The 11416-nt window shown below is 39.8% G+C and carries 13 protein-coding genes; 1 reads left to right on the top strand and 12 read right to left on the bottom strand.

Translation table 11 applies throughout. The annotated features are described in order from the left end of the window. Positions 1-56: 56 nt before the first annotated feature. Entirely contained in the window at positions 57-626 is a 570-nt protein-coding gene (locus HW271_RS03725) for a GNAT family N-acetyltransferase (protein ID WP_178894897.1), read from the bottom strand. A gap of 165 nt (positions 627-791) precedes the next feature. On the opposite strand from HW271_RS03725, the gene ald reads away from it, so the two are divergent. Further along, positions 792-1904, top strand: coding sequence for an alanine dehydrogenase (gene ald, locus HW271_RS03720; protein WP_178894896.1), 1113 nt, complete (start codon positions 792-794; stop codon positions 1902-1904). A 48-nt stretch (positions 1905-1952) separates the two neighbouring features. On the opposite strand, the gene HW271_RS03715 is transcribed toward ald, so the two are convergent. The 11 genes from HW271_RS03715 to tuf form a co-directional block, all read right to left on the bottom strand. Beyond that, complete coding sequence (locus tag HW271_RS03715) at positions 1953-2939, bottom strand: PhoH family protein (RefSeq protein ID WP_178894895.1); 987 nt, start codon at positions 2937-2939, stop codon at positions 1953-1955. 84 nt (positions 2940-3023) lie between these two features. Continuing rightward, a complete protein-coding gene (locus HW271_RS03710) occupies positions 3024-3239 on the bottom strand; it encodes a YozE family protein (protein WP_001232087.1) in 216 nt (71 codons plus the stop codon). A gap of 8 nt (positions 3240-3247) precedes the next feature. Next, positions 3248-4102, bottom strand: a complete 855-nt coding sequence (gene cvfB, locus HW271_RS03705; protein WP_178894894.1) for an RNA-binding virulence regulatory protein CvfB — start codon at positions 4100-4102, stop codon at positions 3248-3250. A 60-nt stretch (positions 4103-4162) separates the two neighbouring features. Further along, complete coding sequence (gene frr / locus HW271_RS03700) at positions 4163-4720, bottom strand: ribosome recycling factor (protein ID WP_178894893.1); 558 nt, start codon at positions 4718-4720, stop codon at positions 4163-4165. An 8-nt stretch (positions 4721-4728) separates the two neighbouring features. Next, a complete protein-coding gene (gene pyrH / locus HW271_RS03695; protein WP_006145718.1) occupies positions 4729-5466 on the bottom strand; it encodes a UMP kinase in 738 nt (245 codons plus the stop codon). Between the two features lie 83 nt (positions 5467-5549). Beyond that, on the bottom strand, positions 5550-6884 hold the full coding sequence (gene trmFO / locus HW271_RS03690; RefSeq protein WP_178894892.1) for a methylenetetrahydrofolate--tRNA-(uracil(54)-C(5))-methyltransferase (FADH(2)-oxidizing) TrmFO: 1335 nt from the start codon (positions 6882-6884) through the stop codon (positions 5550-5552). A gap of 133 nt (positions 6885-7017) precedes the next feature. Beyond that, positions 7018-7896, bottom strand: coding sequence for a 16S rRNA (cytidine(1402)-2'-O)-methyltransferase (rsmI, locus tag HW271_RS03685; protein ID WP_178894891.1), 879 nt, complete (start codon positions 7894-7896; stop codon positions 7018-7020). Positions 7897-7898: 2 nt separating this feature from the next. Next, positions 7899-8216 carry a DNA replication initiation control protein YabA gene (gene yabA / locus HW271_RS03680; RefSeq protein ID WP_178894890.1) on the bottom strand — a complete coding sequence of 106 codons (318 nt, stop codon included), beginning with the start codon at positions 8214-8216 and terminating at the stop codon, positions 7899-7901. 35 nt (positions 8217-8251) lie between these two features. Beyond that, the gene (locus tag HW271_RS03675; protein ID WP_178894889.1) at positions 8252-9136 is read right to left on the bottom strand and encodes a DNA polymerase III subunit delta'; all 885 of its coding nucleotides are present in this window, start codon (positions 9134-9136) and stop codon (positions 8252-8254) included. Then, positions 9133-9771 carry a dTMP kinase gene (gene tmk / locus HW271_RS03670; protein ID WP_178894888.1) on the bottom strand — a complete coding sequence of 213 codons (639 nt, stop codon included), beginning with the start codon at positions 9769-9771 and terminating at the stop codon, positions 9133-9135. Before tmk ends, HW271_RS03675 begins: the two co-directional genes overlap by 4 nt. A 270-nt stretch (positions 9772-10041) precedes the next feature. After that, the gene (tuf, locus tag HW271_RS03665) at positions 10042-11238 is read right to left on the bottom strand and encodes an elongation factor Tu (RefSeq protein ID WP_004253262.1); all 1197 of its coding nucleotides are present in this window, start codon (positions 11236-11238) and stop codon (positions 10042-10044) included. Positions 11239-11416 lie beyond the last annotated feature (178 nt).

Here is an 11416-nt window from a genome sequence, read left to right as displayed (position 1 = left end):
TCTCTTAGCTTATTCGTAAGAGAAAGAAAAAACAGCTGAAAAATCTTTTCAACTGCTTACTTATTTGCAAAATAATCTTCCTTGGTTAAGATATAATGCACTCTCGTCACGATACGACCTTTTTCATGCTGGTCCATACGAGCATATGGTTCTTCGTGAGAAAAGCGCATGCCTGATTTCTCCATGACCTTTCCTGACGCAGGATTGTCCTTATCATGAAGGGCGGTCAACTTATTCATTCCAATCTTTTCAAAAGCCAGTTCAATCACGGCACGATTGGCTTCCGTTGTTAAACCTTGATTCCAATATTTTTGATGGATAATATAACCAATGGCTGCCTTCTTAAGAACAGTGTCCATCTTGTGCAGGTCAATGGTTCCGATAAACTCTCCAGTACTTTTTAGTTCAATTCCCCATCGCCCCAAGGGATTGGCTAGATAAAACTGGGCAATATTATTCTTGGTTTCCTCTAAACTTTGATTGGTTGGAAAAGTATAGCGTGTATTTTCTTTATTTGAAGCATACTCAAACATAGCTTCTGCATCATCAAGTGTTACTGGTCTAAGTACTAAACGTTCTGTTTCGATAATTGGATACTTCGCTAGTTTGATAAATAGTGATTCCATGATTGTACCTCCTAAAATAGGTTGGTAAAAGAATAACATAAAAGAAATAAGTTTACAAATTTTTCTTGCAATTTAAAACGGTTTCATATACAATAAAATCATCACAAAAAACTCAAAAAATGTGATATAAAACTGAAACTGTCTGATAGAAAGTGAGTTATCTTTATGTTAATTGGAATTCCAAAGGAAATTAAAAATAATGAAAATCGTGTGGCTTTGACACCTGCTGGTGTACAGAGTCTTGTTGGTCGTGGTCACCGTGTCCTCATCGAAACAAATGCGGGACTTGGATCTGGTTTTGCTGATGCGGACTATGAAAAGCAAGGAGCTGAGATTGTAGCAACAGCTGCTGAAGCTTGGGCTGCAGAGTTAGTTGTTAAAGTAAAAGAGCCACTTGCTAGTGAATATCAATTCTTGCGTGAAGACTTACTTCTTTTCACCTACTTGCATATGGCAGCTGCTCCAGAATTAGCTGATGCTATGCTTGCAGCTAAAACAACTGGTGTTGCTTATGAAACTGTACGCGATACTGAAGGTCAACTTCCTCTATTGGTTCCAATGAGTGAGGTTGCAGGTCGAATGGCTGTCCAAATCGGAGCTCACTTCTTGACGAAACAAGCTGGTGGTTCTGGAGTTCTATTGGGTGGTGTCCCAGGTGTACCAAAAGGAAAAGTAACCATTATCGGTGGTGGTGTCGTTGGTACACACGCAGCTCGTATCGCTCTTGGTTTGGGAGCTCAAGTAACTATTCTTGATATCAGCGCTAAGCGCCTTTCTGTACTTGAAGATGTCTTTGGTCACCAAATCCAAACTTTGATGTCTAACCCATTTAATATTGAAGTAAGTGTGCGTGAAGCAGACGTTGTTATCGGTGCAGTATTGATTCCTGGTGCTAAAGCTCCAAAATTAGTGACAGATGACATGGTTCAACAAATGCGTCCTGGTTCTGTTATCGTGGACGTTGCTGTAGACCAAGGTGGTGTTATTGCAACAGCTGACCGTGTGACAACCCATGATGAGCCTGTCTATGAAAAACACGGTGTCCTTCACTATGCGGTTGCCAACATTCCTGGAGCAGTTGCTCGTACTTCTACTATCGCCCTTACAAATGTGACTCTTCCATATATCGAAGCCTTGGCAGGAAAAGGATTTAAGAAAGCAATCCTTGAAGATGCTGGTTTGCGTGAAGGGGTTACAACTTACCAAGGTCAATTGACTAGTCAACCAGTTGCTGAAGGTTTAGAACGTGACTATACACCTATTAGTGAGCTTGTTTAATAAGAAATTCAAAAAAAATAAGAGCAGTTTTTCAACTGCTCTTTTTCTTTATTCTGTTTCTTCTTGATTTTCTTCAGCTTTGGCAGGTCGAGGTTCATAGGCTCTAATAATCTGAGCAACGACTGGATGGCGAACCACATCCTTGGCTGAAAAATGAACGAAGTCAATCTGGTGAATGTTCTTAAGTTTTTCCTGGGCATCAATCAGACCTGACTTGACGTTCCGAGGTAGGTCAATCTGGCTAATATCGCCATTGACAATCATTTTTGAATTAAATCCAAGACGAGTCAAAAACATCTTCATCTGCATGATGGTTGTATTTTGCGCTTCATCCAAAATGACAAAGGCATCATCCAGAGTACGTCCACGCATGTAGGCCAAAGGCGCAATCTCAATAATTTCTCTCTCCATGAGACGAGTTGTTTGGTCTTTCCCTAAGATCTGATATAAAGCATCATAGACTGGTCGAAGATAAGGATCCACCTTTTCTTTCAAATCACCAGGTAGAAATCCTAGGCTTTCTCCAGCTTCTACCGCTGGACGAGTCAGGATAATACGCTTGACTTGACCACGTTTAAGAGCTGTAACAGCCAAGGTCACTGCTAGGAATGTTTTACCCGTACCAGCTGGCCCAATCCCAAAGGTAACATCATGATTCTTAACACTATCAACATAAAGTTTTTGTCCCAGTGTCTTGACCCGAATCGGCTTACCAGTATTGTCTTTGATAATCTCTTCTTCATAGAGGGCAACAAACTTATCGATTTCATTGTTTCTAACCATATTGATGGCTGTCACCACATCCGGAGTTCCGACAGTCATGCCACGATTAACCAAGACCATCAAGGCTTGAATTACTTGCCGTGCTTCTTCACAAGAAGACTCCTCTCCCAAGACTTGTACAATCTCTGTACGAGCATGGATGATAACATCTAACTCATCTTCCATCAAGCGAAGATGGCGTTCATTGGAACCAAAAAGATGAAACAGGTCATCTGGATGACTTAACTGAATGTCTATTGAATGTTCCTTCAAATAAAGAACCTCTCTAACTCTTTAATTTCTTTTTATTATAGCAAAGGCATTTAGAAATTGCTATCCTTAACACCTTAACCCTTTTTAATGTTCTAAATATTCCTGCCAGATGCGATCGAAGTCTCCCATATTAAAGGAAAAACTGGCATGTTCTTCTAAAAATCGACTCACCTGATCGAAATCATCCGTATGTTTTGGGAAGGCTGACTCCTCAAAGGCAAGATCCGCTAAAATCGCTTTGGGACTATTACTTTTAGGATTTCGTTCTGTCATGAGCCAAGTATAAAATGATTTTCTCATAAGCCTCCCTAAATTAATTCGGTACCAAACTGGTCTTGTTTAATTTTACCAGCCTTCATCAAACCACCAAGTGCTTTTTTAAATTGACCTTTCGAAATACCAAATGTTGCTTTAATGTCATCTGGTGATGATTTGTCATTTAAGGTCATAAATCCACCATTGCTTTCCAAATATGTCAGAATCATTTGTGCATCATTTTCTAACATTTCAAAAGAGCGAGGTTTTAGTGACAGATTAAGAGTTCGGTCAACTTCACGGAAACCAATGACACGCGCATCTAACACTTGCCCCAAACGTGGCTCTGCATAGCGCTCACTTGGATGGATAAATCCAAGCATGTTGTTTTCTGGTAGGTAGACAAAAGTTCCTGATAACTTAAGACGATAAACGATTGCTGGCCAGTTCTGATTTTGCATGTTGTTGTATGCTGGACGTGCTAAACGTTGGAAGTCTTCCTGATAAGCCAAAACTCCCCAGATACGGTCTTTCTTGTCTACTTCTAGACGAACATAAAGTTTATCGCCCTTCTTAGGCCAGAGCTCTTTCAGTTCAGGCAGGATATCAAGTGACACAACGATTTCCTTGTCAGGAAGTCCTGTATCAACAAAAACACCCAAATCCTTACGAACCTCTGTTACTGTACCCCAGCCAAATTGATCCTGAGTTGCAGTCACTTCTTGAGTTGTCAAGCGTAATTTTTGCTTCATATCTGTGTAAGCAAAACCTTTGACCGTATCACCAACCGCATGCTGACCTTCTTCCTTAGCAAGAGCGTATGTTTGACCATCCTTTTGAACAAAGTAAAAACGGTCATTTTCATCGATGATAAGTCCAACGATAAAACTTGCAAGATTTGTATTCATGTTTCCTTCTTTCGAATAAAACTCAGCCAGCAATGCCAACTGAGTTTTTCTGTTTATTTCTTAGACTTCCAAGATTTCTTTTTCTTTATTGGCAGTCATCTCGTCGATGTGTTTAACAGCATCGTCTGTCGCTTTTTGAATATCTTTTTCAAGAGTCTTCAATTCATCTTCAGTGATTTCTTTAGCTTTTTCTTGTTTCTTAGCTTCATCCATAGCATCACGACGGATATTACGGATAGCTACTTTAGCATTTTCACCAACTTTTTTCACTTCTTTAGCGAGATCGCGACGAGTTTCTTCTGTAAGAGCTGGGATAACCAAGCGAATAACAGAACCATCGTTAGCTGGTGTAATACCAAGGTCTGAAGCGTTCAAAGCACGCTCGATATCCTTCAATGAAGATTTATCAAATGGTGTTACCAACAAAACACGCGCTTCAGGAATTGTGATAGAAGCGATTTGGTTAAGAGGTGTTTCGACACCATAGTATTCAACAGTAATACGGTCAAGCAAGCTAGCGTTAGCACGACCTGCACGGATACCACCAAATTCACGAGCAAGTGAGTGGTGAGATTGAGTCATTCTCTCTTTAGCTTTTTCTACAATTGCGTTAGCCATAATTTTTCTTATTCCTTTTCTTCGATATTATTTGAAACAGTTGTTCCGATATTTTCACCAAATACAACACGTTTGATATTACCAGGTTGGTTCATATTAAAGACTACCAAGTCAATATCGTTATCCATAGATAGAGTTGAAGCTGTTGAATCCATGATACGGAGTCCTTTATTAATGACATCACGGTGAGTCAATTCTTCAAATTTAACAGCAGTTTTATCTTTCTTAGGATCAGCATTGTAGACACCGTCTACACCATTCTTAGCCATCAAAATAGCGTCTGCTTCAATTTCAGCTGCACGAAGAGCTGCTGTTGTATCTGTAGAGAAGTAAGGTGAACCAATTCCTGCACCAAAGATAACGATACGTCCTTTTTCAAGGTGGCGAAGGGCACGTCCACGAATATAAGGCTCCGCTACTTGTTGCATGGCAATAGCTGTTTGTACGCGAGTATCAACCCCTACTTGTTGCAATGAATCTGCCATCACAAGAGCATTCATGACTGTCCCAAGCATTCCAGTGTAATCCGCTTGAACACGATCCATACCAGCTTCTGCTGCAGGTTCTCCACGCCAAAGGTTTCCACCACCGATAACCAAGGCAATTTCAATTCCTAGCTCGTGAACTTCCTTGATTTCTTGGGCCATACTTTGAACAGTTTTGATATCAATCCCGACACCACGTTCGCCAGCAAGGGCTTCACCAGATAGCTTGATTAAGATACGTTTATACTTAGGTTCTACCATTTTCTCTCTCCTTTTTTCATCCTACCTATTTTATCACAATTTGAAAGATTTTTATAGTATCATGAGCGATTCTTTCAAAAAAATTAGACAGATAAAAATTTCTCTAAATCAGACAAGGCACGTTCCGCGATTTTCTCATAACGAGTCTTTTTATCACGGATTCGTTCACCTTCTAATTCCTTGATAATACCGAAGTTGACATTCATAGGTTGGAAGTGTTTGCTATCAGCATGGGTGATATAATGAGCTAAACTTCCGATTGCAGTTGTCTCTGGGAAAATAGCTTCGCTTTCTCCCTTGAAAAGACGAGCTGCGTTAATACCTGCTACTAACCCTGAAGCTGCTGATTCAACATATCCTTCCACACCTGTCATTTGCCCAGCGAAGAAAAGATTTGGCTGTTTCTTAGAACGATAAGTCTGCTCAAGGAGATTTGGAGAGTCCATGTAGGAATTGCGGTGCATAACGCCATAACGGACAAACTCGGCGTTTTCAAGACCTGGAATCATTTGGAAGACACGCTTCTGCTCTCCCCATTTGAGGTGAGTCTGGAATCCCACGATATTGTAGAGACTTCCAGCCGCATTATCCTGACGAAGCTGAACGACTGCATAAGGAGTTTTAAAGTCTCCATCACGAGGTCCCTTGTAATCTTCTGGATATTCTAGACCAACTGGTTTCATAGGACCATAGAGCATAGTTTTGATGCCACGTTTGGCCATGACTTCAATGGGCATACACCCTTCAAAATATTTTTCTTTTTCAAAAGAATTCAACGGAGCTTCTTCTGCATTAACTAAGGCTTCATGGAAATCCATAAACTCTTGTTTGGTCATTGGAGCATTAAGGTAGGCCGCTTCTCCCTTATCATATCGAGATTTGAGATAAACCTTGTTCATATCGATTGTATTGACATCCACAATGGGCGCTGCAGCATCGTAGAAATAAAAACCATCTCCTCCATTGAGTGCATGAATTTTCTCAGCAAGGGCATCACTAGTCAAGGGACCAGTTGCTACAACTGTAATAGCATCTGTTGGCAATTCTGTAATTTCATCGCGTACCACTTCAATCAATGGATGATTAGCAATTTTTTCAGTGACCATTTGAGAGAAACCATCACGATCAACCGCAAGCGCTCCACCTGCAGGAACACGGGTTGCTTCTGCTGATTCCAAGATAATAGAACCTAGGCGACGCATTTCTTCCTTGAGGAGCCCAACAGCATTTGTAAGAGCATCCCCTCGTAATGAGTTGGAACACACTAATTCTGCAAAATTATCTGTTTTATGCTGAGGTGTTGATTTGACACCACGCATTTCATAGAGTTTAACCGGAATACCACGCTCTGCGATTTGGTAAGCTGCTTCAGAACCTGCTAAACCAGCACCGATAACATTGATATAAGATTGAGACATGACACTAATACCTCTTTGGGTGGAACCTAAGTTCATATCAAAACAAGCTACTTGACTGTTTGACACCCACAAATCTTTCTAATTTTTCTTTTACTAGTATAACAAAAAAAGGGAAGAAGGCAAACTTCCCTGTTTAGTCATCCGATTGATTCTCTTCCCATTCATGATATGCTGCGTAGAGCTGGCTTTTATTCCACTGATAAATTTTAGCGACTTCCTTAATGGCTTGATTTTTCTTAACACCTTGTTGGATACGATTTTGTATTTCAGAGAATAAATCTTCTTCATCCTTATCTTCTACTTCTTGACTAGCACCTTCTACGATGAGAAGGCACTCACCCTTGAGCGGTGTTTCAGAGATACTTTCAAGCAACTCAGTGATTTTCCCCCGTTGGTATTCTTCATAAATCTTAGTCAATTCTCGAACTAGAACCACTGAACGATTACCATAAACTGCTAACAAATTTTCCAACGTATCAGACACACGGTGAGGCGATTCATAGAAAATCTGGGTTTCTGGATAATCTTTTTTTGATTCGAAAAATTGCTTTTGTTGTCCCGATTTTCGAGGTAAAAATCCATAAAAAATATGAGGTTGGGGTGCTAAACCACTGGCAATCAAGGCAGAAATTCCTGCGCTAGCACCTGGAACTGTGACAACCGCAATATCCTCTTCAATTGCCGCCTTGACCAAATCATGACCTGGGTCAGAAATGCTAGGTAGACCTGCATCCGATACCTGAGCGATATTTTGTCCTTGTTTCAACAAATCAATCAAATCAGGAATCTTTTCCTTGGCATTGTGCTCATGAAAACTGATTTGTTTGGTTGAAATATCGAAATGCTTAAGCAATAGACCAGTATTACGAGTATCCTCAGCAGCAATCCAGTCCACTTCTTTTAAAGTTTGAATAGCACGAAAGGTCATATCCTCTAAATTTCCAATTGGAGTTGCGACAAGATATAACTTACCATAAGGTGACTGACCTTTAAAACTTTTTTGAATCTGCATGCTTACTCCCTAAACAACAATTCATCACAAAACATACATTCTGCATCTTGTTCACGACGTTGACCGTAAAAATCGCGACACACATGAAAACCGTCGTCATAGATTCGGCTCACGTTTTCTCTAACATGCTTGGTCTTAGTTGGAGCTGTTTCTTCTTCCTCATTCAAGCGCTCTCTCAATTTATCGTTCTCTAAACGAAGAGCTGTATTCTCTTCTACAACACTCTTGAGATCTTTTTTGATAGCTTCGACATCTGCCAAGGTTGCCAACAACTGTTGAGAAAAATCATCTAAGGCATCAAATAATTCTTTCTTGTTCATGAACAGCCCTTTCTTTTTCTGTTTTCATGTTCATTTTATTGTAAAACTAGGTATTCCAAAGAATTCTGGAAAGACACATTTGCCTTCCACATTTTTCTAGCTTCGAGAAGGTTTTGCAAGATTGTACGTGCTGCATTTTTTTGAATCTCTTGACCTGCTAATACTTCTAAAATTCTAAAGACTTGGTCTTGTTTTTCTTTGTCATCTGCTAAACTAGCTAATTTTGCGACCTGTAAATAAGATTCCTTTTTCCCAGCATCTAACCAAGAATAAAATCGTTCACTTTCTTCAACTAGAGTCCAAAAACTTGTTTGATTTGTCAGTTTTTCAGCTTCTGCTTGCGATTGGCTAAACTCAGCTAAAAGCCTTGCTTTATTTTTGACCAATCCTGCTTGTTCAAGTTGATTCCTAAGGCTTTCAACATGCTTCTTAAATTGGAAAATTTGTGTCCGACTTCGGATAGTTTGTAAAATCTGCTCTTGATCATTGGTTAAAAAGAAAATATAGATTTCACTCTGAGGTTCCTCAATAACCTTAAGTAGTGAATTAGCTGCGTTAACATGCATTTTTTCAGCTTGTTCAATGATAAAAACCTGACGTTGATTTTCAATCCCTGATTGCGAAAACTGACTAACTAGTTCTCTAATTCTCTCCGTTTTTATAATCTGATTAATCGGACGAATAACTGTGACATCGGGAAATTCGTCTTGATCAATCAACTTACAATTTCGACAAGACTCGCAGGGTAAGACCCCCTGTTTTTCAGTACAAAACAAACTCTTAGACAGAAATAAAGCCATCTCCATACTTCCAAAAAAACCTGAAAAGAGATAGGCATGATTGAGCTGTTTTTGTTCTAAGATATGAACAAAACGTTCAAATTGTTGTGGTTGACAAGCCTTTAATTGCTCTTGATTCATTCTTGCAGCCCCATTCTGTCAAATAAGACTTTCTTAGTATTCTCAATCACTTGATCTAGTGGTAAACTGGCATCGATTTTAGCAATGCGTTCACCTTCTTTTTCAAGAAGGGAAAGATATCCTTGACGAACTTTTCTGTGCAAGTCTAAGCCTTCCAAGTCCAAACGGTTGACTTCACGATCACTGTTTGCCGCGATTCGTTCAAGCCCCTTCTCCACTTCAATATCAAAATAAAGTGTCAAATCTGGTTTAAGACCATCAGTAGCAAATTGATTGAGCCAATCAATAGCTTCAATATCTAAACCACGACCAAAACCTTGATAAGCAACGGAACTATCAATAAAACGATCCATGATGACCAGTTTCCCTGCTGCAAGTGCTGGTAAGACCTTTTCCACTAGGTGTTGTCTACGACTAGCAATATAGAGTAGAAGCTCTGTCTTGGCATCCATTTGAGTATGACTAGGATCTAAAATAACTTCTCGAATCTTCTCACCAATCAATACTCCACCTGGTTCACGTGTTGTTAAAACCTCAATATTTTTTTCTTCTAACACAGGAAGGATAGCTTCAAGCACACTCGTTTTCCCAGCTCCCTCTGGCCCCTCTAGAGAGACTAAAAATCCTTTTGACATGACGAACTCATTTCTTTTTTTCTTCCTTCTATTTTATCAAAAAAAGAGGCATTTGTGAAAAGCTTTTTAACCTAATAAAAATTTATTCTGAAAAACTAGGATATACATTCGTTAATAAAGTAGATAATTATTTAATTAAGTTTCTATATTCGTAATCAACTACCATACTGTCTTATTTTGCCTTCGTATAGCTAGAAAAAAAGAACCTTGCATAGCAAGATTCTTTTAATGTCTGACTTAAATAATTGTTCTTCTGGGAACTAAATCGAATTAAGCTTCGATTTCTGTAACCATACCTGAACCAACAGTACGTCCACCCTCACGGATAGAGAATGTAGTACCTTGTTCTACGGCGATTGGGTGGATCAACTCAACGTCGATTGTCACGTTATCACCTGGCATTACCATTTCAGTACCTGCTGGAAGTTCGATTGAACCTGTAACGTCAGTAGTACGGAAGTAGAATTGTGGGCGGTAGTTGTTGAAGAATGGAGTGTGACGTCCACCTTCTTCTTTAGTAAGGATGTAAACTTCACCTTTGAATTTAGTGTGTGGGTTGATTGAACCTGGTTTAGCGATAACTTGTCCACGTTCGATTTCGTCACGTTGAACACCACGAAGAAGGACACCTACGTTATCTCCTGCAAGACCTTCGTCAAGTTGTTTACGGAACATTTCAACACCAGTAACAACTGCTTTTGAAGTTTCTTCTTTGATACCAACGATTTCGATTTCGTCGTTGACACGAACAGTACCACGGTCGATACGTCCTGAAGCAACTGTACCACGTCCAGTGATTGAGAATACGTCTTCGACTGGAAGAAGCAATGGTTTGTCAGTGTCACGTTCTGGTTCTGGAATGTACTCATCAACAGTGTTCATCAATTCCATGATGATGTCTTCGTATTTAGAGTCACCTTCAAGAGCTTTAAGAGCTGAACCTTGGATAACTGGAAGATCGTCACCTGGGAAGTCGTATTCTGAAAGAAGGTCACGGATTTCCATTTCAACCAATTCAAGCAATTCTTCGTCGTCAACCAAGTCGATCTTGTTCATGAAGACGATAAGGTGTTTAACACCAACCTGACGTGAAAGAAGGATGTGCTCACGAGTTTGTGGCATTGGTCCGTCAGTTGAAGCTACTACAAGGATAGCTCCGTCCATTTGAGCGGCACCAGTGATCATGTTTTTAACGTAGTCCGCGTGTCCTGGAGCGTCGATGTGAGCGTAGTGACGTTTTTCAGTTTCGTACTCAACGTGCGCAGTGTTGATAGTGATACCGCGTTCGCGTTCTTCTGGAGCAGCATCGATAGACGCATAGTCTTTAGGTTGGTTAACTGCTGAAGGCAAGCGACGTGCCAAAACAGTTGTGATAGCTGCAGTTAGGGTAGTTTTACCGTGGTCAACGTGTCCGATAGTACCAATGTTAACGTGTGGTTTACTACGATCGTATTTTTCTTTTGCCATTTGAGTAAAAGCCTCCAATAAAATATATTTTATAGATAGACAGTAGGCAATACAGTCTAACTTTCCTTACTATTTTATCAAATTTTAGCTAAATTGCAAGTGTTTTACAAAGATTTTGTGAATTATTCTTATTCTTCTTCTCGGTACTCGATTTATTGATAAAAGATAAAAAAAGAAA

The organism is Streptococcus sp. oral taxon 061 (genome assembly GCF_013394695.1).
GTDB lineage: Bacteria > Bacillota > Bacilli > Lactobacillales > Streptococcaceae > Streptococcus.
Note: the sequence above shows the minus strand (reverse complement) of the source record. Positions and strands in the feature narration are given on the sequence as shown.